Genomic DNA, 24,294 nt, shown 5'->3' on the forward strand with positions numbered 1-24,294 from the left:
ACCAACGATAAAAGGACAGATAATGAAAAAGGTGTTGGTGCTGGGCGCCTCGGGTTACATTGGCTCTCAACTTCTTCCGTTACTTTTAGATAAAGGTTACGCCGTCACAGCAGCGGCGCGACATATTGATTATTTAGAGTCAAGAACTCAGCCTCACCCTAATTTAACGTTAAGGTATCTCGACTTGGCTGACGCAGAGACCACGAAGGCTGTAGTGAACGATTTTGATTTAGTCTTTTTTCTCGTGCACGGGATGGCTCAAGGTGATGACTTTGTTGAGTACGAACTAAACCTTGCTTTGAACTTCAAATATGCGTTGGAACAAAGCTCCGTCGAGCATGTTGTATATTTGAGTGCCATTCAACCTCAAACCGGAAACTCTCGCCATTTAGCCGCTCGTAAAGCCACGGGAAAAATAATTCGACAGTCTGGTGTTCCAGTAACTGAATTGCGTGCTGGCGTTATCATCGGTCCCGGCTCTGCCGCTTTCGAAATCATGCGTGACTTTGTCTACAACTTACCTATTTTGATCGCGCCTAAATGGGTCGACTCAAAAGCGAACCCTATTGCCTTGCCCAATCTCAACCACTATTTGTTGAAGTTAGCAGAAGCCCCCTCTCCAGAAGAAAGTCAAATTTATGAAGTTGGTGGGCCAGATACACTTAGCTACCGCGAACAGTTCAAAGTCATTTGCCGAATCACGAACAAGCCGTATCGACTGTGGTCGACCCCGCTACTTACTCCGAAAATGGCATCGTACTGGCTAGGTTTAGTTACCTCAGTGCCAACTAGTATCGGTAAAGCATTACTTGCGGGCTTAGAGCACGACTACATTGCAAACTCCAAAGCGATTGAAGAACGATTTCCTCAAACGCTGATCAGCTACGAGCAAGCGGTAACTGATACCATTCAAGATGAAGGCACATTTGTACGCAGTAATGTCTGGGGGTTTGAACCCGCAGCGCTTCGTCGATGGCAACCAGGATATGGCTATTACCCAAAACAAGCTGGAGCGAGCATTAAAACTCATGCCTCCGCTGCGGCATTATGGAAAGTGGCGCAAAAGATCGGGAGTCGCGAAAAAGGCTATTACTTTGCCAACATCTTGTGGCGTACACGTGAATGGCTCGATATCTTTTTTGGTGGCGGAAAACCGATTCGCGTTTCTCCTCCTGGACCAGAGCTTAAAGTCGGTGATTTTATTGACTCTTGGAAAGTGATTCGCTGCGATAATAATCAGTTTCTTTCACTGTTTTTTGGTATGAAAGGCCCAGGCCTTGGGCGTTTAGAAATTACCATCAAAGATCTCGGTGACGAACGAGAGCTGGATATTACCGCCTGGTGGCACCCGCAAGGGTTTCTTGGGCTGCTTTATTGGTTTGCAATGATGCCAGCCCATCTTTTCATATTTAAAGGCATGGTCAAAGCCATCGCGAAAGAAGCAAACCGTTTAGAAAACAAAAAGCCCCAATAACAGGGGCTTCTAAACACTCAAAATGTCACTTTAGTCAGCTTTGAACGAGAGTGGAATTTCGGCTAACTGGTTGCCTTCGTTTGCTGGAAAAATAAGGTACTCGCCATGGTATTTCACCATCGATTTGTAGTCTGTTACCTTATGAACCATAAAGCCCGCTTGCGCTGCTTTCTCAACAAACTCAGCATGATTGCCACGCACAAACCAACTCATTGGCTTTACGAGCAACTCGCCATCAAAACAGCTTTCGCATTGGTCTGCACATAACGCTAAAGAGTTTTGACCTTCAGTGAAGATTTGTACTTTGCCGCACCCAATCAGTTGCTCAGATGTTGAGACTTCCCAGCCTGCTTGCTCCATCAAATCAAGAAAAGACTCAATATCTGAATCTTTGAACACTTTGGAGTCTTCACCTTCAGGGAAGAATTGCGCATAAAAAGAAGAAATACGTTTAAAGATAAACAACAAACCAGCATCGTTCCCCTTTGAGCGACCTGCTTTTTGCCAACGCGTTAAGTCATCGCCTACCGTACGTCCGAAACGTTGTGATTTTAGCGCCTTTGTTACCCAACGCACTAAATAATGGTTATTCGCAACAGGGGCATTGGCTAACTTACCTGAGCGATGCTCTTGATCTAACTCTTCAAGTGCTGAGTTAACCAAGTTTTGAATTTCTTTGGTGTAATTCGACATTACGCCTTTCTTCCTAAAGTCCAATAAAACAGTGCTGAAAGCACAGAACAAGCAAACATTACGATGATCATCGGCCAAGCAACATTCCCGGGCAGTGATGCCACCAGCGCACCAACCAATGAACCGATACCGAATCTTAATGTCCCCGCTAGAGACGACGCCGTACCCGCCATTGATGGGTAACCACTTAAAAGCAGCGCCATCGCGTTACTACCTATCGTCGACAATGTACCGATAAACAGCACAACAAAAGGTACAATGCCCCATAATCCGAAGTCCATTAACCAACTTACGAATAAACCAATCCCCGCCAAAAGTTGCACGAACAACCCAAAACGAAGCATGGCATGGGAACCAACTTTCTTCACCAAGCGACCATTAATACTGGTCATGATGATCATCGCCACAATGTTCAAACCAAATAGGTAACCAAAGTGGTCTGGTCGAACACCATATAAATCAATATAAACAAAAGAACCCGCCGTCAAAAATGCAAACATTCCGGAAAATGAAAACGCACCTGAGAGCATCAAACCGATCGCTTCAGGATTGGAGCATAATCTGGCGTAGTTTCTCAGCGTCGTGCGGAAACGAAGAGGCTGACGATTTTCAGGCTGTAACGTTTCAGGGATTTTCCAAAGTACGAGAAAAATCACAACTACAGCGAAAATAGCTAGTACCCAAAAAATGGAACGCCAACCAAACCAAATCGCGAGATGGCCACCGATCATCGGTGCCACCAACGGCGCAATAGTAATGACCAGAGTAACGAAGGACATTGCGCGTGCAAAGTCTTCACGGTCAAACATGTCACGCACGACAGCTTGGATAATGACCGCCGCTGCCGCGCCAGCAAAACCTTGTGCCGTACGTACATAGGTCAGCGCATCAATGCCATTTGTTGTCGCACTCACAACAGCAGCCAAGCCGAAGAAAAGTACGCCTAAAATCAACACAGGTCTGCGACCAAAGCTATCGGCAAGCGGCCCGTGAATTAACTGGCCGATCGCAAAACCCGCCGTATAAGCCGTCAACGTAATCTGAACCGCGCCAGGCGCGACCCCCAAATCTTTCGCAATTGTCGGCATCGCAGGCAAATACATATCGATCGCCAAAGGCGTCAAAGCACCAATCGCTCCTAGTACCAGAAACAATAGAAAACTGATTTGGGATTGCGGAGCACTTTGAGCTTTTTCTGTCATTCTTTTACCTCTTGTTGGAGCCCTACCGTCAATACTTGCAGAACAAAGTGAAAATAACGGACAGTTCTCATATCGCTGAATGTAGAAGCCAAAAACCTGTTCTATCCAACGTTCGAGAATCATAAGGACAAATATGTACCAAGGTGTGACCTTGACGAACTCGACATAGAAAAGCATGTGAAAGCGAAATGTGTTTATGGGAAACAAACACAATGCAGTAAAAATGATGGCGTTGACACCATCATTCCATTCACCGTAGCCGAAGGCTTTGCAATAAGAGTATGCATGCCTCAGCTAAATGCAAAGGCATATCACTGAGATGAGTAAGCACACCGGAATTGTCTAGGCACTAATTTTGGTAGGAAAATTTATTTTGAGCCAATTCCTACCAAAAGACTAGTTCCTATTAGGAACTAAAGAATTTCCCATGCCGACAATTAATTCCAAATAGAATCAATTTCTTCTTGCGTGAGGTAGCGATAATCACCTGGTTCTAGTGCCTCATCAAGTTCGATAGAACCAATACGCTCACGATGTAAGTACTCAACTTTATTTCCTAACGCCGCGAACATACGTTTCACTTGGTGATACTTACCTTCCACGATAGTTAACAATACTTCATTCTCGGCCTCGTTCACGATTTCCAAACGAGCAGGCAATGTTGCTTCTGATTCATTGCGCAAAATGATGCCTTGTTCGAGCTTTTCCGCGTAATCTGGCTGAATAGCATCGACGAGCCAAACACGGTACGTTTTCTCACACTTATGCTTAGGTGAGGTAATACGGTGAGACCACTTACCATCATCCGTAATCAACACTAAACCAGTTGTGTCGACATCTAATCGGCCCGCAAAGTGAAGGTTTTCAATTTTAGGCTCATCAAGCAATGCGAATGCAGTTTGGTTGTAGCCATCTTCATGTGAACAAACAAAGTCAGCAGGCTTATACAACATAATGTAACGAGGACCAGGAGCACCAATAACACGGTCTTCCCACATCACTTCCGCACCTTTAGGTACTTTAAATGCACCACTTTTTTGAACCTCACCGTCAACGGTGATGTCTCCACTTTTGATGATCTTTGTTGCCTGTTTGCGTGTTGCACCCAGAGCGTCACACAAATATTTATCTAAACGCATGAATACCTCATTGAATTATACCCAAGTGATCTCTAAATCTTGGTTTAAAGGTCACTTGGGTATAAAAGTCAGGTATTATAGCGTTCCTCGTTCGAATAGTTGAGCAATTTCACATATTTTCATGTACACACTTCGTCCTTATCAAGCCGACTCGGTTAAAGCCGTTATTCATTACTTTCGTAAACACTCGACACCAGCAGTGATCGTGCTGCCAACCGGTGCAGGAAAAAGCTTGGTGATCGCAGAACTTGCTCGCCTTGCGAAAGGACGAGTGTTAGTCCTCGCCCACGTAAAAGAACTGGTCGAGCAAAACCACGCGAAGTATGAAGGTTATGGTTTAAAAGGTTCTATCTTCTCAGCAGGATTGGGACGAAAAGAAACTGACCAGCAAGTCGTGTTTGCTTCGGTTCAATCGGTCGTACGTAACTTAGATTCGTTCAAAAACCAGTTTTCTCTGCTCGTTATTGATGAGTGCCATCGTGTGCCAGATGACAAAAACAGCAGCTACCAAAAAGTTATTACTCACTTACGAGAACTGAACCCTGGCATTAAGGTGCTGGGACTAACTGCAACGCCCTATCGTTTAGGAATGGGCTGGATTTATCAGTATCACACCCGAGGTCAAGTGCGAACCGAAGAGCCTCGATTCTTCCGCGATTGTATTTTCGAACTGCCGATCCGTTACTTGCTCGACGAAAACTTCCTCACTCCAGCCCGCATGATGGATGCCCCCGTTTTGTCTTACGACTTCTCTCAGCTGAAGCCCGCTAACACCGGACGCTACAAAGAAGCAGAAATGGACATGGTGATCGATAAAGCCAAACGTGCGACTCCACAAATTGTTGAGCAAATCATGCAATATGCGAAAGAGCGTCAAGGTGTCATGATCTTCGCTGCAACTGTTCGACACGCACAGGAGATACACAGTTTATTGCCAGAAGGCGAAACTGAAATCGTCATTGGTGATACACCTACGCCGGAGCGCGATGCGATCATCCAAGCGTTCAAGAATCGTCAAATAAAATACTTAGTCAATGTTTCGGTACTGACAACCGGGTTTGATGCGCCGCATGTCGATTTAATCGCGATTTTGCGACCAACAGAGTCAGTCAGTCTGTACCAACAGATAGTAGGACGAGGATTACGCTTATCAGACGGAAAATCAGAATGTTTAGTGCTTGATTACGCAGGCAACAGCTACGATTTATACCAACCTGAAGTCGGTGATCCCAAACCAGACTCTGACAGTGAAATTATCACGATTCCTTGCCCGGCTTGCGGATTCAATAACAACTTCTGGGGTAAGTTGGATAGTAACGGTTTCTTGGTTGAACATTTTGGCAGACGTTGCCAAGGTTACTTTGAAGATGAAGACACAGGCGAACGTGAACACTGTGGCTACCGTTTTCGTGCCAAATACTGCGGTGAATGTGGTGCGGACAACGATATCGCTGCACGAATTTGTCATGAGTGTGATGCGACGCTCGTAGACCCAGATAAAAAGCTAAAAGAAGCCCTTAATCTCAAAGATGCATTAATCTTTGAATGCACAGAAATGGACCTATCTGTATTTAAGTCCAGTGATGGTAAATCTCAGCTAAAGGTGACGTATTCTGGTGAACCATACCAAGGCGAAGGCAATGCGTTAGTTCATGAGTTTTGGACATTGAGTACCAAAAAACAAAAACAAACGTTTAAAGATCAGTTCGTACGCCCCCACTTAGCAGACAAGCATCGTCCTTTTGAAGAGGCTTCACCGACACGCGTTGTCGCTAATCAACATCGTTTCCGTTTGCCTCAGTTTGTTATTGCTAGAAAATCTGGTCGCTTTTGGAAGCTGCGAGATAAAATTTTTGAAGATGAGTTGAAATAACATCCACAACACATGGCAAAACTTAATTAGCTGATTCACTCTCTGTTCATCTATATCCGATATACTGCGGCTAACGCTCCAGAAAAGGTTTGACTATGTATAAAGCAACGACTTCTCTACATTCTGCGTTACTTTTCGGCCTTATTGCGACATTCATGTGTGCACCAAGTTTTGCCAAGCATGACAACGAGTACACATCACAAAATGGCCACGCCATCGTGCAAGATGTCGAAAAGCCAGGAACACGCATCGAATTCGATGAAGATCAAGATGAGGTCTACCGCGCGGTTCAACAAGGATATATACGACCATTTTCGGAACTTTACGCCGCAGTAGAAAACGACTTATACGGCCGCATCATCAAGGTCGAGCTTGAAGAAGATGATGATGCTTGGGTGTATGAATTGAAAATTCTGTACAACAATAGCGTCCTGAAAGTTGAGTACGACGCCGCCACGCTGGAAATGCTTGAGATCAAAGGTCGCAGCTTTAACAAAGCGTTAAAGCCGCAAAACAACTAAACTTGTCTAATGCGTAATCCAGACACGATGCGTAACTTACTTCGATAAAAATCCAAACATAATAAGAATCATCAATATGAAAATACTTGTTGTTGAAGATGATCCTCGTTTAGGCGAGCAAATCATCGAAACATTAGAAAGTACCGGCTGGGTACCAGAATTGTCCCAAGATGGCATAGACGCTCTGTATCGCGCGACTTCGGAAGAATGGGACGCCATTGTTCTCGACCTCGGCTTGCCAAAACTGGATGGTCTTACCGTCCTAAAAGGCATCCGAGATGAAAACATTAATACTCCTGTCGTGATTTTAAGCGCTCGCGACACCCTAACGCAGCGAGTTGAAGGCTTAAACGCAGGTGCAGACGATTACCTAACTAAACCATTTGAAATGGTTGAGCTTATCGCTCGTATTCGTGCACAGCTGCGAAGAGCCTCTGGTAATGCCTCTCCTGTGATGCAAATTGGCGACTTGAGCTTGGATACACGCACTTCTAAAGTCATGTGGCAAGGTCAAGCGGTAAGCTTGACGGCGCTAGAGTATAAAGTGGTCGCTTACTTTATGCATAACCCGGAAAAAGTGATTTCTCGAACCGAACTCGTCGAGCACATTTACAAACAAGACTTTGATCGTGACTCCAACACAATCGAAGTTTTTATCGGCCGAATTCGTAAAAAAATCGCACCAAAGATCATCAAAACTGTCCGAGGGTTGGGATACCAATTAAATGCCGAATAGAAACAGGCTACCGTTAAACGCAATAAAACGACTGAGTATCAAAAGTCGCCTCGTTTTAGCGGCGATCGTTTGGTTAACGGCAATGATCCTCGCCGCTGGTGTGACGATACCGACGCAGGTCTACAACTATATGGTTGATGACACTCGCTCACAGCTCAGCATTTTTATGGATGAAGTCGCCGCACAGTTAGAAGTCGATAACACCGGGCATCTTTCACTCACAGCTCAGCTATCAGACCCTCGATTTAACCGACCTTACAGTGGTTTGTATTGGAGTGCCTCTACAGAGGCAAGCCTCGAACGTTCTCGTTCTTTGTGGGACAAAAAAATCGAATACAAAGGTTTGGATAAAGATGCGTATGGAGCAAGAGGCGAAAAACTAATTACGCTAGAAAAAGCGCTGTATCTTCCTGATTACGATGGTCCTATTCACATTATTATTGGTATTGACGAAGAGCCCATTAAAAATACCCTTCAGACGTTAATCGGCCAACTTTGGCTTATTTTGGGTTTATTATTCGCGGGCGTGCTTACGGTCATTTTACTGCAAATTGCTTGGTCATTGAGTCCGCTTACAAAGCTACAAAAAGAATTAGCCGAGCTGAAGTCTGGTAATAAAAAGAGTCTAGAAGAAACCTACCCAAAAGAGATTTCTCCTCTAATCTTCGACCTCAATGCTCTGCTGTTCCATTACCAAGAATTACTAGAGAGAGCTCGCAATCACGCAGGTAACCTATCTCATGCACTTAAAACGCCACTTTCTGTTCTAAAAAATGAAGTTCAGACGTTAGAACCTGAGGCACAATCCCGTCTCCGAGCTCCAATCAATCAAATACAAGACCATATCGATTACCATTTGGGTCGTGCCCGTATGGCCGGATCGATGAACATATTATCAGTGAAGTCGAACCCAGCAGATCGTGTGGACGCTATCTCAATGGCGTTTGATAAAGTGTATGCGAGCCGAAGCATTACCTTAATTAATGAACTTGATTCAGAGCTGAATGTAGCAGTAGAGCAGACCGATCTCGATGAAATGCTAGGTAACTTGCTAGAAAATGGCTATAAGTGGGCCAACAGCATGATTCGTGTGCACTCCTCTCAGGATAAGGAAAATATACACATCATTATTGAAGATGATGGGCCAGGCATCCCTAAAGAGAAACTGAGTCAAGTAATCAAGAGAGGAGTTAGATTGGATGAAACAACCCCTGGCTCAGGTCTTGGTCTAAACATAGTCAGTGAAATGGCACACAGTTACCGAGGTCAATTAACATTGGATACAAGCGCTTTAGGTGGATTAAAAGCATCTTTAGTCTTACATCTCAGCCGAACATAAAGCATATAACACATAAACTTTGTTTTTCGGACCATGATCAGTAAACCGATGAAAATGAAGTCGATGTGAACAAAATCCAAGCAAAGCGTTAAAAGGGATAGCCTTCCACCCCGCTAAATCATACCTTTTTGTTGATTTGGATACGATTTGGGTTGCCCATTTATAAGTGGAATGATAGTATCCGCGCTCGCTTGAACAGTTCCTGTTTCAAGCTTTACCACGAACAACAAGGTCGCATTGTTGATTGTGAACATTTGATTTTTACTAATTTGAGAGTAAATACTATGAAATTCGAAGCAGTAGTACGTACTGAACTAGGTAAAGGTGCGAGCCGCCGCCTACGTCACGCTGGAAAATTCCCTGCAGTTGTATACGGCGGTGAAGAAGCAGCAGTAGCTATCGTTCTTAACCACGACGACATCGTAAACCAAATGGACAAGCCTGAATTCTACGAAGGCATCGTTCTAGTTATCGATGGCAAAGAAGTTAAAGTTAAGCCACAAGACGTTCAACGTCACGCGTTCAAGCCAAAAGTTGAACACATGGACTTCATCCGTATCTAATTCCCTACCAAGGAATTAATCGGATTAAATCCAAACCTTTTGCATAAAAGATAATCGGACTTACCAACCGAGACATCTAAAAAATTTCAAAACCCCGGAGTCTTACCACCTCCGGGGTTTTACTATATTTGGCATATAGCATTTGATTTATGAGCGGGCAATATACTTCACTAAAGTGAGATCGGTCAGCGTCATACTCTCAATCACTTCCGACTCTTCCTCTCCAGTACGCACAAAACCACACTTCTTGTAAAAGTTAAGCCCCTGTTGATTAGTATCCAGTGCTTTCAAACTGATCTGCATAACTGACGTAGAGAGCAAACGTGTCTCTAACTCATCTAACAGTGCACTTCCTGCTCCTTGCCCATAATGTAGCGGCGTAACGTAGCAACATGTCACTAATGCCGTTTTATCTTCGCTGGTGTGGTTAGGTAACTCGTAACTTAAAAAGCCAACAATTTCTCCTTGCCTCTCAACTACGATCAATTGGGCCAGTTGCTCCGTCATCACTCGTGCCCACATCCTTTCTCGACGCTCAATCGTAAACTGCTCTATGTAGCTCTTTGGCATTAATCCTTTATACGCCACCTGTCAAGAATCAACGTGTATCTTGGCGATTTGGGCTGCTTCCTTTTTGAGTGCGTCCCTTACTGTGTATCTCATAAGCATCCTTTATTAGCGTTCACCACTTACAAATTCTTTTAACCCTACCCTTTAAACCAAAGCTCAAAGATAACGGCTACAGTCGCAACGCTTTACATTAATCTATTTCATTTTCATTAATTAAATGATAGTTCACATCATAATATTCGAAGAAGAACGATCCATTATTTACTTTTCATTTTGACTCATTAGGTTGAATCTATTTGTTTAAACACTCGAGTGTCAAATTCGGAATAAGCACGATAAGGTATCGGATGAGGATAAATAAACGATGCCTAAAGCATAAGGTTTCTAAACGATCGCAATTATAGTAAAGAGATAAATACAATTTTTGATAGAGTTTGGCAGAATAAAGCCATGATCAAATGAGTTTAAGCTCTGTACTGTTCATTATGCATACAAACCGAGCCCCTCATCATTAGAGCGAAAATTTATAACGATTTGTGTCATACCTATTAGGAAAAACATAAACTTGGCAAAATAATCACCAAAAATCAGCGTAATACTTCGTAAAAATGCGCATTGATTCACACAAACAACACACATTCAATTAACTACCTCACAAAAAATAGAGCTAGCGATATAAAATAAATACTAAATACCAATTCTGTTTATTTATAGACGTAGTTTGCAGGCTTATTAATTCATTTCTCCGATAGAAGTATAAATAAGAGATAGATCACTAAAGTTTCACATTAATTCCGTATATTTCACGCCGTAACAATAACAAAATCACAAAGAAAGGATCCCTTATGAAGTTTTCCAAATCTCTTTTGGTAGTGGCAGTGGGCGCTGCGCTAGCAGGATGCGGCTCAGACAGCGACAATTCTCCAGTAACCTGCGAGACTGCAGATTCTTGTACTAAGTTCACCGTTCTCCACACTAACGATAACCATGGTCGCTTTTGGCATAACAGCGACGGCGAATACGGCATGGCTGCGCGTCACACTTTAATCGAATCTATCCGCGCAGAAGTCGAAGCAAAAGGCGGTGAAACCATTCTGCTATCTGGCGGTGATATTAATACCGGTGTACCAGAATCAGACATGCAAGATGCGGTTCCAGACTTCGTAGGGATGAACCTACTTGGTTACGATGCAATGGCTGTCGGTAACCACGAATTTGATAACTCACTAGATATTCTCGATATGCAAGCCGAGCTAGCTGACTTCCCTATGCTGGCTGCGAATATCTATAAAAAAGATACAAACGAGCGTTACTTCGCCCCTTACAAAGTATTTACTATCAACGGCCTTAAGATCGCTGTTATTGGTCTAACAACGCAAGACACTGCGAAGCTAGTCAATCCAGACAACGTATCAAACATCCACTTCGAAGACCCTCAAGTAGAAATCAAAAAGGTACTGAAGGAAATCGAAGAGAACGAAAAGGTAGACCTAGTATTTGCAACGACGCACATGGGTCACTACGAAGATGGTAAAAACGGTAGTGAAGCACCAGGTGACGTGAAACTCGTTCGCTCTCTTGAAGAAGGACAGCTAAACGCTATCATCGGTGGTCACTCGCAAAACCCTGTATGTATGGAACCAGGTACCAATGAGTATGCTGATTTCAAACCTGGGGATGATTGTGCCCCAGACCAACAAAAAGGCACTTGGATTATGCAAGCGCATGAGTGGGGTAAATATGTGGGTCGTGCAGACTTCGAATACTACGACGGCAAGCTTCACTTAGCGAATTACGCACTGATTCCTGTAAACCTTCTAGACGAAAACGATGAAGTTATCGGTGAACGAATTCAACAAGATGCAACGGTAAAAGCGTTACTACTGCCATACCAACAACAAGGTCAAGAGTTATTAGATGAGAAGATTTCTAATACGACGGGTAAGTTAGAAGGTGATCGTAACGTAGTTCGCTCTCAACAAACTAACCTAGGTCACCTACTCGGCGAGGCATACCGTACTTACAAAACGGTAAATGCTGACTTTGGTGTGATGAACTCTGGCGGCGTGCGTGATTCAATCCAAGATGGTGATATCACTTACCGTGACGTACTAACGGTTCAGCCATTTGGTAACTTCGTGACTAAAGCAACTATGACAGGTAAAGAAGTTAAAGAATACTTAGATGTGGTTGCGACGAAATCTGCAGGCTCTGGTGCTTACGCTCAACTAGATAACATCACTTTAGATGTAAATTGTGATGCTGGCTCAGTAACCATTACCGATATTAACAATAAAGGCTTCGATCTAAACGAAACGTACACATTCTCTGTAATCAGCTTCAGTGCTGCTGGTGGCGATAACTATCCAATCATCGATGTTCAATCTACACAGCTAACTGATGCATACGTTTTGCGCGAGTTCTTCGTAAACAACCCACAAATCTCTGCGGATAACTACGACAAGAACTTAGAGAACATCAAATACTTCAGTAATGGCCAACCAGTAAAAGGCTGTCCTGCAACTGGTAGCTAATACTCAACACCTTACCCCTGGCGCTAAGAGCTTTTACAAGCAATTTCGTCAGGGCTTTCCTTAAAACCGAAGCTTTGTGCTTCGGTTTTTTATTTTCGATAAATTACTGAAAACTCTCCACCTTCACAATATGTTCAAAAATTGTTCATTTGTGTTATTGACGCCCCTGTGTTGGGCTTCTATGTTTGATAAGGTCTTTTAAATATGCAGGTTCATCGGCTAAATTTCGCGAAACATTTTCAATCGCACAGTCAATGATTCTGAGAAAGATGTGAATGGCGTTACAAACACTGCTCTCAAACAATTTGTCTTTGGACTTCAAACGATGGTGATGTGCCTCCACGCGCACACTAATGAGCAGCGATCTGGACGTCAATGTGTTCAAACTGCTGCCATCGAGTTCTGGAGGTCAAAAATGAAACGAGCCAGCAATAGCTACAGACTCCAAATGATCAAAGAAGTAGTTACCCGTAGAGAGCGTGAAGCTTGTACGGATCCTATGGCGAGATACATTCATCAACTCATGGATGAACGCCCAACAAGTAAATTAGATGTTGAATTCAATCATCGATTTTCAGGAAATCACTTCGACGAACAAGCGGGAGGCTGGGTTAGCGACCGTTGGTCGATGAAATAACGCCAATTACCGCTTTATAGGGAAAATAGATAGGAGATTCCCGGTTCTTAAAGGACACCTTGCCGGACCGGGAATATGTAAAAGCCTAATCAGAACCGAAAGCGAAGGCGTAACCCCACAGACTGAACAAGAGTTCTAGAATAAGTCTTGTTGAGGCGATGACTCATCTTGAAGCTGTTCTGGCTTCGTCTTCCCTGCCAACATCTTTCTTCTGTACCTTTGACGACACAACTTAATAACGTGCAACTGCTGAGCGGGGGTTAAGTTAAGCCAATTAAACCTTTCCTCTCTCTTTCTCATACACCCCTTGCAATACCCTTTTTCATCGGAGGTACATACTCCAACACAAGGGCTTGGGACAGTAAAAAACTCCAGTTGCTCCATACTAAAACCGCTCTTTCCATATTAGGGCGTATTGGCCTAGTTTAAATAATGAGAAGATTAGTCAGCAACAAAACTTGCTATATGCTTCGTTATGTCAAAAACATACGAAACCATAACCTTATGCTGACAAAAACAGTGTTTTATTACTTATACTTACCGCGTTTATAAAAACGGAGTCTATAAAATGAAGCTTAGCCTAAAAACGTTAGTTACAGCAATCTCTCTCCCTGTTCTTATGACTGCTTGTGCTAGCAACGGTGATGATGTGAAAGAAATAACGGCTCAAGATTTGCAGCACCACAACTGGGAACTTGTTCAAGTTGATGGCAAAAATATCGTTCTAGACGAACACCAAAAAGCGGCTCGCCTAGAAATCGGTGAAAATCTAACCGCAAACGGCAACGCAGGTTGTAACAACTTCTTCGGTCAAGCCGAGCTGAAAAACAACCAACTACGCATCGAAAAAATGGGCATGACCATGAAGATGTGTATGGAAGATCAAATGAAGATCGAAAACGCAATGACACAAACACTATCTAACTGGAGCGATATCACGCTAACTACAGATGGTCTTGTTCTGAAAAGTGCCGATCACGAATTGACGTTTACACTACGTGACTGGGTAAACTAATCCCAACTAAGTAAACCAGATAGTATCTTAAAGCAGCCAAACGGCTGCTTTTTTTATATCGATGAATCGTTAGTCATGCATGCCAAAGTCATTTAAATGGCCAACTTTCTTTCTCTTTTCGCCCTCAATTCCATGCTTTAAACATCAATTTTGCTCTGTAAAACAACCTATTCATATCTCTGGGGACAATAATTTTCAATTACTTGAAAGAATATCCTCAAACAAACGGTCCGCTCCTAAAATGACACCAAATTTGTCCTTTCTTCGTTTTGCTTCACATTGAGAGTAATTCTTTGAATCAATGAGTGATTCCGTTTGGGATTGGCATTGATAATAGAGAGAGATGAATTACTATCCTTGTAACAGAGCGGAACGACTTGCGAAAACGTCAATAGAAACGAAAGCAAGCACCAAAAGACATAACACGGAATAGATATGAAAAAGCTACTCAGCAGCATTGGCATTTTAGCCACGACTTTTGCGACACCTTCTTTTGCCGATTCATCAGTGAATAGCGAATGGCAAAAAATCGAACAACAAGCCGACGGGCAATCCGTCTACTTTCATGCTTGGGGCGGAAGCCAAGAAATTAATCGCTACATACAGTGGGCGAGTAGAGAGCTAAAATCACGTTATAACGTGACGCTAAACCACGTTAAAGTAACTGATATTTCTGAGACCACTACTCGACTTATCGCAGAAAAAGCGGCAGGCAAAAACAGCGGTGGCAGTGTTGATATGGTTTGGATCAATGGCGAAAACTTCAAATCAATGAAGGATAACCAATTGCTATTTGGTCCTTTTGTCGAAGGTTTGCCAAGCTGGCAATATGTGGATAAATCTCTACCAATTGATGTGGACTTCTCCGAGCCAACAGAAGGTCTAGAAGCACCTTGGGGAGTAGGACAATTAGTGTTTATCCATGACGAGCAAACCCTCCATAACCCTCCAAAATCATTCGCAGAAATGCTGAGCTATGCAAAAGCGTTCCCGAATCGCCTGACTTACCCTCGACCACCAGAGTTTCATGGCACAAGCTTTATCAAAGCATTACTCATTGAACTGTCTAACAACGCCCCTGAGCTGCAACAACCAGTTACCGATGACACGTTTGAGCAAGTCACTCAACCGCTGTGGTCTTATCTAGATGAGTTCCATAAAGTCGCTTGGCGCGGTGGTAAGCAGTTTCCAGGCGGTACAGCAGAAACCCTTCAGCTACTAGATGATGGTCAGACTGACCTGGCGATTACCTTTAACCCGAACGCGGTTTTCTCTGCGCAGTCGAGCGGTAATCTTGCAGAGAGCACCAAAGCGTACGCAATGGACGCAGGAGCACTCTCAAATATCCACTTTTTAGCGATTCCTTGGAACGCAAATGCCAGTGCTGGTGCACAAGTTGCGATAAACTTTTTATTGAGCCCTGAAGCACAGTCTCGCAAAGGTAACCTAAACATCTGGGGCGACCCTTCGGTACTAAGCAACCAATACCTAACTGGTTCAGCCAAAAACACTCAACAATTCAAATCTATCGCTGAGCCACATCCAAGTTGGCAAGCGGCGTTAGAAAAAGAATGGTTGAAACGCTACGGGAATTAGTAAGAATCCATGTTAAGAGCGCTGTATTTAGTCATTATCGCAGTTTGTATTTTGCCTACCATTCCGGGACTACTTGGAGTGGTGGTCTCTGCGCTCGGTTATGTACCTCCTATCGGTCTACACCACTTTTCTTTTGATGGCTTCAATGCCGTCTTTGATTGGGAAGGTGTTTGGACATCCATCGGGCTTACTTTCTACTCCGCCATTTTCAGTAGCTACTTGGCTTGCTTCATCACGTTTGCCATTCTACAGGCGTCTTGGGGCAGCAAGTTTTGGCGAAAAATTGAAGTTAGCCTTTCCCCACTTCTCGCTATGCCGCACGTCGCGTTTGCAATTGGCTTTGCGTTCTTGTTTGCCCCAACTGGTATGGGCGTTCGTGTTCTCAACCAACTGTTTGGTTACGACCCGAATGCACAAACGGTGAATGACTTAGCATTGCTGATTAAAGACCCACATGCACTCGGTTTGGTCATCATGCTTGCGATTAAAGAAGTGCCGTTTTTATTGTTGATGAGTATTCCGATCCTTCAGCAATTGAAAGTCGATAAGGTTGAAAAAGTCAGTCACTCGATGGGCTACAGTTCCGCGCAAACGTGGTGGAAATGCGTATTTCCGCAATGGTTAGCAAAACTTCGTTTCCCAATGCTGGCGGTATTGGCTTACAGTTTGTCCGTTGTCGATGTCGCCCTGATTATTGGCCCTACCAACCCACCGACGTTCGCGGTTTTGGTATGGCAATGGTTTAACGATCCAGATTTATCGCTCCTACCAAGAGCTGCCGCTGGCGCAGTAATACTGTTTGCGATCGCTAGCGTTTTGATTGGATTTGCACGCTTAATGGAATGGTGTATTACCAAAGGCTTCAAACGCTGGCAGTACTCTGGTCGAAACGGGTTTCGTTTACCCGGTAAAACCCTATTTTCACTGATTGCTCTACTTGCACTTCTAATGATTCCACTCATGGTGCTGTGGAGCTTTGCCCAACGTTGGCGCTTTCCAGATTTGCTCCCAAGCCGTTACAGCCTGCGTTTTTGGGAATACGAATGGCACAGTATTCTAGGGACTCTAGAACAAAGTATGTCAATCGCCCTAATCAGCGCGACTGTCGCGCTAGTTCTTGCTTTAATAGCACATGAGTATCATCTCCGTTATCGCTGGCAGGTGCCCGGTTACATCATCGCCATCCCGATGCTGATTCCTCAGCTATCCGTGCTATTCGGTATGCAAGTGGTAACACTGTACTTAAACAGTAACGCGTATTTCTTTTGGGTATGCTGGGCGCATGTATTCTTTGCGTTCCCATTTATTTACCTCTCGCTAGACGGTCCGTGGCGCAGCTTCGACAATGGGTTAACTCGTGTCGCTCTCAGCTTGGGTAAATCACCGATGCAAGCTTGGTTAAAAGTGAAACTACCAATCCTCCTGCCTGCGATTGCATTCGCATGGGCTATCGGTATTAGCGTAAGTCTGGCGCAATACCTGCCGACATTGGTGCTAGGGGCTGGGCGCATTAGCACCATCACAACCGAAGCCGTTGCGCTATCCAGTGGTTTTGACCGACGTGTCACCGCGATTTACGCCATTTGGCAAGCACTCTTGCCGTTCTTGTTCTTCTCTTTTGCGATACTACTAAGCCGCTTACACATGAAGTATCGCCGCTTGTCTATAAAAGGTTTACTACTGAATGAGTCTTTGTCTCGAAAACCTCGCCATCCGTAAAGCCAATGGCGACACGCTTTTTTCAGCGTTCAACATGACTGTAGAGAAAGGTGAAATTGTTACTCTGATGGGACCAAGTGGTTGTGGTAAATCCACTTTGTTGGATGCCATTGCCGGGCACCTATCCGCCGAGTTCAACTACTCTGGATCCATTACGCTTGATAACGAAAAGTTGGATGCCCTCCCTGCCCATAAGCGTCAGGTCGGTATTCTATTCCAAGAAGATTTGCTCTTCCCTCATTTAACGGTGTGGGAGAACCTTGCCTTCGCGCTACCAAACTCAATCAAAGGTGAAGAGCGTAAAGCTCACGCTATGCAAGCGCTGAAGAACATTTCATTGACCAAACTAGCAGAGTCCTTTCCTGACCAAATTTCGGGAGGGCAACGCGCCCGTATTTCATTGACTCGTATGCTGCTAGCAAAGCCGAAAGTTGCGCTACTTGATGAGCCCTATAGCAAGCTGGATAAAGACCTGCGTGTACAATTTCGCAATTGGGTGGTCGAACAATTGCAGCAAGCGAACATCCCTACTTTGATGGTAACGCACGATGAAGACGATATTCCTGATGGCAGCCGCTGCCTAAACTGGCCGTGGGAGACAAATCATGCTTGATAGCCTGAGTATAAAGCTCATCCGCAAACCGCTGGCACTCAGTGCGACATATATCGATAAATGTGGCATCACCGCAAATCAGACGACAGTATTTGGTTTTGTGCTTGGCTGTTTTGCCCTGCCTGCTTTGATCGCCGAACAGTACTTGTTGGCGTTGCTGTTTATTTTGCTGAACAGAATCTGTGATGGGTTAGACGGTGCACTGGCAAGGATTCAAGGCATTACCGATGCGGGTGGTTTTCTTGATATCAGCTTAGATTTTTTGTTCTATTCGTTGATTCCTTTTGGCTTTGTGCTTGCCAACCCAGAGCACAATGCCGTTGCAGGCGCATTTTTGATTTTTTCCTTCATCGGCACTGGTAGTAGCTTTTTAGCTTTTGCCATCATGGCAGGAAAACAAGGCATCGATAATCCGGTATATAAAAACAAATCGCTTTACTACATGAGCGGCTTAACCGAAGGTACAGAAACCATTGGCTGTTTGGTTTTATTTTGTTTGCTACCGCAACACTTTGCCGTCATCGCGTATATCTTTGGCGCGGCATGCTGGTTTACCACTTTTACACGTATTTATTCAGGGTTTCATACGCTTAACGATCATTAATACTGCTTAGACAATCGCGTTTCCTTAAGGGACAGGCCGCTAAGCCACTGTTTTATAAAGCACCAAAACGCAGGTTAAATTGGGGTATATACTCTTTGAATGAAGAAACCATTCGGAGGCTATATGAAAAAACAGATCAATTTAGGCATGTTGCTCACCATTACTTGTGCGCTCGTGCTTGGCGGCTGTAGCTCACCTAACCCGTACGGAGATGCATACGGCTCATCCGACACTCGCAAAGTTCAGCAGGTTTACTACGGCACAGTAGAAAAAGTAGAACCCGTAACCATTGATGCCTCTACCCAATCCAATGCCATTGGCACCATCGCTGGTGCTGCCGTGGGCGGGATCTTAGGCTCAAAAGTTGGGGGCGGTTCTGGCTCGGATATCGCTGCCATTGGTGGTGGTCTATTGGGTGGCTATGCAGGCAGCAAAGCGGCTGAAGCAACCGCGAAAAGAAATGGCGTGAATCTGACCATTCGTTTAGAGGACGGAAAGATTATCTCTATTGTTCAAGAAGCAAATCCAAACATGATTTTCCAACCAGGCCAAGCGGTCCAAATCAATGTTTCTGGTAATGACGCCAGAGTCGTTCCTCGTTAATTCGGACGAACCAAACCTTTGGCCTGCTTTAATTCAAACACCTAACCCGCGCAAGCTTACATCACTGGCTTGTTAACTTGCGCGTTTCTTTTCGTATCAAACTTGATCGTCGTCAATGGAACATCAATCTCCCACACCTTTCGATGTTCAAATGACATCAAGTTGCTAGCATGAGCCCATTCCAGATAACTTTGGGCTTGTTATGACTCCGACTGTTGACCACGTACTCCTTAATATCGCGCTAAACCTCAGCTCAAATCGCTCTCACGAGCAGCAATATCAAAATCTCATTGATGGGGTCGCGCAAGTATTCCCATGTGATGCGAGCTGCCTGTTTATCTTCGATGAGGATGGTTTTCTAACTCCTGTCGCGGTAAAAGGCTTATCCAGCTCGGTCTTAGGTCGTCGCTATTTCCCCAAGGCGCACCCTCGCTTAGATGCCATTATTCATAGCCGTGAACCGGTGCGTTTCGATGCCGATTGTTCACTGCCGGATCCTTTCGACGGCACACTATTAACTGAAGACCAATGCATTGATGTTCACGATTGCATGGGCTTTAGCTTGTATGTCGAAGGCCAACTTGTTGGCGCACTAACGATGGATGCACTAACGGTGGGCGCGTTTGATGGCATCGATCCTGTCGCTATCGAAACCTTTGCGGCTTTGACCGCTGCGACATTGCGTAACATTGCTCAGTTAAAAGCGCTCAAAGCGCAAAACCAGAAGCAAAAAAGCGTCACTCAAACCCTTATCCAGCAAGCCCGTTCTCAACATGGCGAAATGGTGGGTTTGAGTCCACAGATCAACCAGTTACGAAACAACATTGCGACTGTTGCTCAATCAGATTACGCAGTACTTATCACAGGAGAGACCGGTACTGGTAAAGAACTGGTCGCGCACTCGGTACACGCGCAATCTCATCGTAGCGATAAGCCGATGATTTACGTCAACTGTGCGGCCCTGCCTGAAGGTCTGGCTGAGAGTGAACTGTTTGGCCATGTCAAAGGCGCATTTACAGGTGCTAATAGCCACCGTGCCGGTAAGTTTGAACTGGCAGACGGTGGAACGATTTTCCTTGATGAAGTGGGCGAACTGCCTATGATTTTGCAAGCAAAATTGCTGCGCGTAATTCAGCAAGGCGAGCTGCAACGTGTGGGTAGCGATCAGCATTTGATGGTCAATGTGCGCATCATCGCCGCGACCAATCGACAATTAGAAAAAGAGGTCGAAGCTGGCACGTTTCGAGCAGACCTTTTCCACCGTTTAAACGTATTCCCAATCCAAGTTCCCCCACTTCGTGCCCGTGACGGTGATATTCCCGTTTTAGCCGGATATCTGTTAGAAAAGGTACGCCAACAATTTAATGCGCCCAATCTTCACGTTCACCCTAAAGTGTTGACTCAACTGGAGTCTTTACCTTGGTACGGAAACGTACGCGAGCTCGAACACACTTTAACTCGCGCGGCTTTACACGCTATTCAACAAGGTGCAAGCACGATCATGCTTAACCATTTTGACACCTCACTGGCTCTCGATGATGTAAAAAACACATCGCATTATCTGCCTAAAGAAAGCCAACCAATGCGAGAGCTAATAGAAAGCTATCAACGTGATTTAATTGAACATGCTTTGAGCCAAACTGGTGGCGTTTGGGCAAAAGCAGCGGAGTTTTTACAAATGGATCGCGGGAACTTATATCGGATGGGTAAAAAGCTCGGGATCAATAAATAACCGACCACAAGAAGTCGATGTGATTAAGACATCAACCCCGTTGTCTTAATTACATCAACCACTCTCCTAAATCTGATAAAATTCAATATAAATCAACAAGATAATAATTGGCACACATTCTGCTCTCTAGTGGTCAACATCACGACTATTAAAACAATCACTGGAGAACCCAATATGTTCTGTATTCAATGTGAACAGACAATTCAAACCCCTGCTGTTAAAGGTTGTTCTTTTGCACAAGGTATGTGTGGTAAAACTTCTGAAGTATCTGACCTTCAAGACGTGTTGGTTTACACACTGCAAGGGGTTTCTTTTTGGGCATCAAAAGCACTTGAATTCAACATCATTAACGATGAAATCAACCAATGGGCACCAAAGGCATTTTTCTCTACATTGACGAACGTAAACTTTGACCCTGAACGTGTCCTAGAGCTAACTTCTCAAGCGGCAACGTACAAAGCATTGCTAAAAGAGCAAGTAATGTCTGCTGCAACTTTGTCAAACACCAACCTTACTGACATTCCTGCCGTTGCCAACTTCGAGCTACCAAACAGCGCAGAAGCGATCTTAGCTTTTGCTCCTCAAGTCGCGGTTAACCGTGGTAAAGACCAAGTACATGAAGATGTTATTGGCCTACGCCTACTTTGCCTATACGGACTTAAAGGTGCAGCCGCGTACATGGAGCACGCACGTGTTCTTGAGCAAACCAACAACGATATCTATGCCGAATACCATGAAATCATGGCGTGGTTGGGCACAGACCCTGAAGATCTTGGCGAACTACTTGATTGCTCAATGCGCATTGGCCTGATGAACTACAAAGTGATGGAAATGCTCGACCAAGGTGAAACAACGACCTTCGGCCATCCAGAACCAACCACGGTGAACGTCAAGCCAGTAAAAGGTAAATGTATTCTTGTTTCTGGCCATGATTTGCATGACCTAGAAAAAATCCTGCAACAGACCGAAGGCAAAGGCATTAACGTTTACACCAATGGTGAAATGCTGCCTGCACACGGCTACCCTGAGCTGAAGAAATACTCTCATCTTGTCGGTAACTACGGCAGCGCATGGCAAAACCAGCAGAAAGAATTCGCAAACTTCCCTGGCGCAATCGTAATGACGTCAAACTGCTTGTTGAATCCAAATGTGGGTCAATACGCAGACCGTTTATTCACTCGTAGTATTGTTGGCTGGCCTGGTGTGGCTCACATCGAAGGCGATGATTTTAGCCAAGTGATTGAATGTGCTCTAGCGCAAGATGGTTTCCAACACGATGAAATCGAACACCACATCACGGTTGGTTTTGGTCGAAATGCACTGATGAACGCCGCCCCTGCGGTTATCGACCAAGTGAAGCAAGGCAACATCAAGCACTTCTTCCTAGTCGGCGGTTGTGACGGCGATAAAGCGGAACGTAGCTACTACACCGATTTTACGGCTGAAGCACCAGAAGACACGCTAATCCTGACCTTGGCGTGTGGTAAGTTCCGCTTCAACAAGAATACGTTTGGCGATATCAACGGCATTCCTCGCCTATTGGATGTGGGCCAATGTAACGATGCTTACTCTGCAATCCAGCTTGCACTTGCACTGGCGAAAGAGTTTGACTGTGACATCAATGAACTGCCACTCACGCTTGTGCTTTCTTGGTTCGAGCAAAAAGCGATCGTTATCTTGCTAACGCTATTTGCATTGGGCGTGAAAGGCATTTACACAGGCCCTTCTGCACCGGCATTCCTAACGCCAAACCTAATCGCCATCATCCAAGAGAAGTTCGATATGCGCAGTATTGGCAATGTTCAGGATGATCTAAAAGCCATCCTAGCAGCTTAATAAACTTGCTTGTTACGCGCCTCCTTACGCGGAGGCGCTATCTATTTCGAACCAAAAATAGCCACAACCAAAGAGATTGTTATGTTTTTTGAATGGCAAGGTAACCAACCCGTCACACTCCGTTGCATCGACAAATACTTCGAAACACACGACACCGTCAGCATAAAATTGGCCGAACTAACCGAATCACTTCTGTTTCAGTTTAAGCCTGGCCAGTTTATTAACTTGGGCGTCGAAATTGATGGAAAAATGGAGTTTCGTGCCTATTCAATCAGCTCGATCAATGAAGACGATCACCTTCAACTCACCATCAAACGAGTATCTGGCGGTAAAGTATCGAACTACATCGTTGACTCGCTGCTGCTCGGTGATACTGTTCAAGCATTACCACCAGCAGGCGAATTTAACTGCATCGACCATCCACCCGTGTTACGTGATGGCGAAACAAAAGCCTTGCTTATCAGTGCAGGTTGCGGCGTCACGCCCGTATTTTCGATGGCAAAGCACTGGCTGAGTAATCAAGATGAAAACGACAACGATGTGGACATCGCATTTCTTCATATTGCACGCAGCCCAGAAGAGACGATTTACTACGATCAGCTAGAAACGTTAGACGCTGTGTATCCCAACTTCAATTTAAAGTTGTTGCTGAAAAACCGCGAAGGAACATCGCATCCACAAGGTCGTTTGAATGCCGACTGGCTTAAAGAGCTTGCTCCTGATTTCAAACAGCGCACCGTTTACCTGTGTGGTCCAAGCCAGTTTATGCAAGATGTTCACGGCTATTTGAATGACCTTGGTTTTGACATGACGAACTTCTACCAAGAGAGTTTTACGCCAGCGACTGGCGCAGAATCATCGGTCTCCGATGAGACGGTTAACGTTTCTGTTCCTGATTTTGCTCAAAGCATCGATGCTCAAAAAGGTCAGGTACTGGCCGATGTGCTCGAAGGCGCAGGTTTACCATTAATCGTCGCTTGTCGAAGCGGGATTTGTGGCTCGTGCAAATGCAAGGTTCGTAAAGGCAACGTCTCTTCCACTAGCCTAGAAACATTGACGCCAGAAGAAATTGAACAAGGCTATGTGCTCGCCTGCTCATCAATCATCGAAGCGGATCTTGAAGTGCAGATCGGTTAATGCTGCTGGTATCGAACTTTTATTGTTTCCCGTCATTCCGACGAGCCTAGGCGAGATCAGGAATCTAATATCAGCGTGTTAGGAATAACTCACTCTGATAATAGACTCTGAATCACACTCGCGTCTCGCTATTCAGATTGACGGGGTATCGCGGAGAT

General features: G+C 44.7%; 22 protein-coding genes. 17 read left to right on the forward strand and 5 right to left on the reverse strand.

Going from position 1 to position 24,294, the window contains the following annotated elements:
- Positions 1–22 precede the first annotated feature (22 nt).
- On the forward strand, positions 23–1,474 hold the full coding sequence (locus R8O70_RS08560; RefSeq protein WP_017634881.1) for a DUF2867 domain-containing protein: 1,452 nt from the start codon (positions 23–25) through the stop codon (positions 1,472–1,474).
- A gap of 30 nt (positions 1,475–1,504) precedes the next feature.
- Here the strand turns inward: R8O70_RS08560 and R8O70_RS08565 are convergent, their stop codons facing one another.
- From R8O70_RS08565 to rsuA, 3 genes are all read right to left on the reverse strand, one after another.
- Positions 1,505–2,167, reverse strand: a complete 663-nt coding sequence (locus R8O70_RS08565) for a DUF2913 family protein (protein WP_017820847.1) — start codon at positions 2,165–2,167, stop codon at positions 1,505–1,507.
- A complete protein-coding gene (locus R8O70_RS08570) occupies positions 2,167–3,369 on the reverse strand; it encodes a Bcr/CflA family multidrug efflux MFS transporter (protein WP_017820848.1) in 1,203 nt (400 codons plus the stop codon). The genes R8O70_RS08565 and R8O70_RS08570 overlap by 1 nt, the downstream gene beginning before the upstream one ends.
- 437 nt (positions 3,370–3,806) lie before the next feature.
- A complete protein-coding gene (rsuA, locus tag R8O70_RS08575; RefSeq protein WP_005388670.1) occupies positions 3,807–4,508 on the reverse strand; it encodes a 16S rRNA pseudouridine(516) synthase RsuA in 702 nt (233 codons plus the stop codon).
- A 121-nt stretch (positions 4,509–4,629) separates the two neighbouring features.
- Between rsuA and R8O70_RS08580 the strand changes: the two genes are divergently transcribed.
- From R8O70_RS08580 to rplY, 5 genes are all read left to right on the forward strand, one after another.
- Positions 4,630–6,381: a DEAD/DEAH box helicase gene (locus R8O70_RS08580; protein ID WP_054729964.1), complete on the forward strand. Its 1,752-nt coding sequence runs from the start codon at positions 4,630–4,632 to the stop codon at positions 6,379–6,381.
- A gap of 155 nt (positions 6,382–6,536) precedes the next feature.
- On the forward strand, positions 6,537–6,902 hold the full coding sequence (locus tag R8O70_RS08585) for a PepSY domain-containing protein (RefSeq protein ID WP_372036143.1): 366 nt from the start codon (positions 6,537–6,539) through the stop codon (positions 6,900–6,902).
- Between the two features lie 76 nt (positions 6,903–6,978).
- Positions 6,979–7,638: a response regulator transcription factor gene (locus R8O70_RS08590; RefSeq protein ID WP_005378073.1), complete on the forward strand. Its 660-nt coding sequence runs from the start codon at positions 6,979–6,981 to the stop codon at positions 7,636–7,638.
- Positions 7,628–8,977 carry an ATP-binding protein gene (locus tag R8O70_RS08595; RefSeq protein ID WP_025766856.1) on the forward strand — a complete coding sequence of 450 codons (1,350 nt, stop codon included), beginning with the start codon at positions 7,628–7,630 and terminating at the stop codon, positions 8,975–8,977. The genes R8O70_RS08590 and R8O70_RS08595 overlap by 11 nt, the downstream gene beginning before the upstream one ends.
- Positions 8,978–9,261: 284 nt before the next feature.
- Positions 9,262–9,540: a 50S ribosomal protein L25 gene (gene rplY / locus R8O70_RS08600; protein WP_005378066.1), complete on the forward strand. Its 279-nt coding sequence runs from the start codon at positions 9,262–9,264 to the stop codon at positions 9,538–9,540.
- A gap of 147 nt (positions 9,541–9,687) precedes the next feature.
- Here rplY and R8O70_RS08605 read toward each other — a convergent pair whose 3' ends face one another.
- A complete protein-coding gene (locus tag R8O70_RS08605) occupies positions 9,688–10,110 on the reverse strand; it encodes a GNAT family N-acetyltransferase (RefSeq protein ID WP_021033829.1) in 423 nt (140 codons plus the stop codon).
- An 845-nt stretch (positions 10,111–10,955) separates the two neighbouring features.
- On the opposite strand from R8O70_RS08605, the gene ushA reads away from it, so the two are divergent.
- Positions 10,956–12,644 (forward strand): bifunctional UDP-sugar hydrolase/5'-nucleotidase UshA, encoded by a 1,689-nt coding sequence (gene ushA, locus R8O70_RS08610; RefSeq protein WP_258623560.1) that lies wholly within the window; start codon positions 10,956–10,958, stop codon positions 12,642–12,644.
- Positions 12,645–13,059: 415 nt separating this feature from the next.
- Positions 13,060–13,281: a hypothetical protein gene (locus R8O70_RS08615; protein WP_005386686.1), complete on the forward strand. Its 222-nt coding sequence runs from the start codon at positions 13,060–13,062 to the stop codon at positions 13,279–13,281.
- Positions 13,282–13,416: 135 nt separating this feature from the next.
- Here R8O70_RS08615 and R8O70_RS08620 read toward each other — a convergent pair whose 3' ends face one another.
- The gene (locus R8O70_RS08620; protein WP_005378062.1) at positions 13,417–13,665 is read right to left on the reverse strand and encodes a DUF1289 domain-containing protein; all 249 of its coding nucleotides are present in this window, start codon (positions 13,663–13,665) and stop codon (positions 13,417–13,419) included.
- 184 nt (positions 13,666–13,849) lie between these two features.
- Between R8O70_RS08620 and R8O70_RS08625 the strand changes: the two genes are divergently transcribed.
- The 9 genes from R8O70_RS08625 (at position 13,850) to R8O70_RS08665 (ending at position 24,136) form a co-directional block, all read left to right on the forward strand.
- Complete coding sequence (locus R8O70_RS08625) at positions 13,850–14,296, forward strand: META domain-containing protein (protein ID WP_042522007.1); 447 nt, start codon at positions 13,850–13,852, stop codon at positions 14,294–14,296.
- 435 nt (positions 14,297–14,731) lie between these two features.
- Positions 14,732–15,892 carry an ABC transporter substrate-binding protein gene (locus R8O70_RS08630; RefSeq protein WP_042522009.1) on the forward strand — a complete coding sequence of 387 codons (1,161 nt, stop codon included), beginning with the start codon at positions 14,732–14,734 and terminating at the stop codon, positions 15,890–15,892.
- Between the two features lie 9 nt (positions 15,893–15,901).
- Entirely contained in the window at positions 15,902–17,611 is a 1,710-nt protein-coding gene (locus R8O70_RS08635; RefSeq protein WP_318184143.1) for a thiamine ABC transporter permease, read from the forward strand.
- Positions 17,577–18,224 carry an ATP-binding cassette domain-containing protein gene (locus R8O70_RS08640; protein WP_053307432.1) on the forward strand — a complete coding sequence of 216 codons (648 nt, stop codon included), beginning with the start codon at positions 17,577–17,579 and terminating at the stop codon, positions 18,222–18,224. The genes R8O70_RS08635 and R8O70_RS08640 overlap by 35 nt, the downstream gene beginning before the upstream one ends.
- Positions 18,217–18,828 carry a CDP-alcohol phosphatidyltransferase family protein gene (locus tag R8O70_RS08645; protein ID WP_005386693.1) on the forward strand — a complete coding sequence of 204 codons (612 nt, stop codon included), beginning with the start codon at positions 18,217–18,219 and terminating at the stop codon, positions 18,826–18,828. The genes R8O70_RS08640 and R8O70_RS08645 overlap by 8 nt, the downstream gene beginning before the upstream one ends.
- Positions 18,829–18,951: 123 nt before the next feature.
- Positions 18,952–19,431 carry a glycine zipper 2TM domain-containing protein gene (locus R8O70_RS08650; protein ID WP_005386695.1) on the forward strand — a complete coding sequence of 160 codons (480 nt, stop codon included), beginning with the start codon at positions 18,952–18,954 and terminating at the stop codon, positions 19,429–19,431.
- A 202-nt stretch (positions 19,432–19,633) separates the two neighbouring features.
- The gene (gene norR, locus R8O70_RS08655; RefSeq protein ID WP_053349518.1) at positions 19,634–21,163 is read left to right on the forward strand and encodes a nitric oxide reductase transcriptional regulator NorR; all 1,530 of its coding nucleotides are present in this window, start codon (positions 19,634–19,636) and stop codon (positions 21,161–21,163) included.
- A gap of 174 nt (positions 21,164–21,337) precedes the next feature.
- On the forward strand, positions 21,338–22,999 hold the full coding sequence (hcp, locus tag R8O70_RS08660) for a hydroxylamine reductase (RefSeq protein WP_318184144.1): 1,662 nt from the start codon (positions 21,338–21,340) through the stop codon (positions 22,997–22,999).
- Positions 23,000–23,080: 81 nt separating this feature from the next.
- The gene (locus R8O70_RS08665; RefSeq protein WP_054577938.1) at positions 23,081–24,136 is read left to right on the forward strand and encodes a hybrid-cluster NAD(P)-dependent oxidoreductase; all 1,056 of its coding nucleotides are present in this window, start codon (positions 23,081–23,083) and stop codon (positions 24,134–24,136) included.
- Positions 24,137–24,294: the final 158 nt, after the last annotated feature.

This window comes from Vibrio sp. 779(2023) (assembly GCF_033344285.1).
Lineage (GTDB): Bacteria > Pseudomonadota > Gammaproteobacteria > Enterobacterales > Vibrionaceae > Vibrio > Vibrio alginolyticus.

Coding starts and splice junctions, on each gene's coding strand:
- R8O70_RS08560 (WP_017634881.1), top strand. CDS start 23: ATGAAAAAGGTGTTGGTGCTGGGCGCCTCGGGTTACATTGGCTCTCAA.
- R8O70_RS08565 (WP_017820847.1), bottom strand. CDS start 2,167: ATGTCGAATTACACCAAAGAAATTCAAAACTTGGTTAACTCAGCACTT.
- R8O70_RS08570 (WP_017820848.1), bottom strand. CDS start 3,369: ATGACAGAAAAAGCTCAAAGTGCTCCGCAATCCCAAATCAGTTTTCTA.
- rsuA (WP_005388670.1), bottom strand. CDS start 4,508: ATGCGTTTAGATAAATATTTGTGTGACGCTCTGGGTGCAACACGCAAA.
- R8O70_RS08580 (WP_054729964.1), top strand. CDS start 4,630: ATGTACACACTTCGTCCTTATCAAGCCGACTCGGTTAAAGCCGTTATT.
- R8O70_RS08585 (WP_372036143.1), top strand. CDS start 6,537: ATGTGTGCACCAAGTTTTGCCAAGCATGACAACGAGTACACATCACAA.
- R8O70_RS08590 (WP_005378073.1), top strand. CDS start 6,979: ATGAAAATACTTGTTGTTGAAGATGATCCTCGTTTAGGCGAGCAAATC.
- R8O70_RS08595 (WP_025766856.1), top strand. CDS start 7,628: ATGCCGAATAGAAACAGGCTACCGTTAAACGCAATAAAACGACTGAGT.
- rplY (WP_005378066.1), top strand. CDS start 9,262: ATGAAATTCGAAGCAGTAGTACGTACTGAACTAGGTAAAGGTGCGAGC.
- R8O70_RS08605 (WP_021033829.1), bottom strand. CDS start 10,110: ATGCCAAAGAGCTACATAGAGCAGTTTACGATTGAGCGTCGAGAAAGG.
- ushA (WP_258623560.1), top strand. CDS start 10,956: ATGAAGTTTTCCAAATCTCTTTTGGTAGTGGCAGTGGGCGCTGCGCTA.
- R8O70_RS08615 (WP_005386686.1), top strand. CDS start 13,060: ATGAAACGAGCCAGCAATAGCTACAGACTCCAAATGATCAAAGAAGTA.
- R8O70_RS08620 (WP_005378062.1), bottom strand. CDS start 13,665: ATGGAGCAACTGGAGTTTTTTACTGTCCCAAGCCCTTGTGTTGGAGTA.
- R8O70_RS08625 (WP_042522007.1), top strand. CDS start 13,850: ATGAAGCTTAGCCTAAAAACGTTAGTTACAGCAATCTCTCTCCCTGTT.
- R8O70_RS08630 (WP_042522009.1), top strand. CDS start 14,732: ATGAAAAAGCTACTCAGCAGCATTGGCATTTTAGCCACGACTTTTGCG.
- R8O70_RS08635 (WP_318184143.1), top strand. CDS start 15,902: ATGTTAAGAGCGCTGTATTTAGTCATTATCGCAGTTTGTATTTTGCCT.
- R8O70_RS08640 (WP_053307432.1), top strand. CDS start 17,577: ATGAGTCTTTGTCTCGAAAACCTCGCCATCCGTAAAGCCAATGGCGAC.
- R8O70_RS08645 (WP_005386693.1), top strand. CDS start 18,217: ATGCTTGATAGCCTGAGTATAAAGCTCATCCGCAAACCGCTGGCACTC.
- R8O70_RS08650 (WP_005386695.1), top strand. CDS start 18,952: ATGAAAAAACAGATCAATTTAGGCATGTTGCTCACCATTACTTGTGCG.
- norR (WP_053349518.1), top strand. CDS start 19,634: ATGACTCCGACTGTTGACCACGTACTCCTTAATATCGCGCTAAACCTC.
- hcp (WP_318184144.1), top strand. CDS start 21,338: ATGTTCTGTATTCAATGTGAACAGACAATTCAAACCCCTGCTGTTAAA.
- R8O70_RS08665 (WP_054577938.1), top strand. CDS start 23,081: ATGTTTTTTGAATGGCAAGGTAACCAACCCGTCACACTCCGTTGCATC.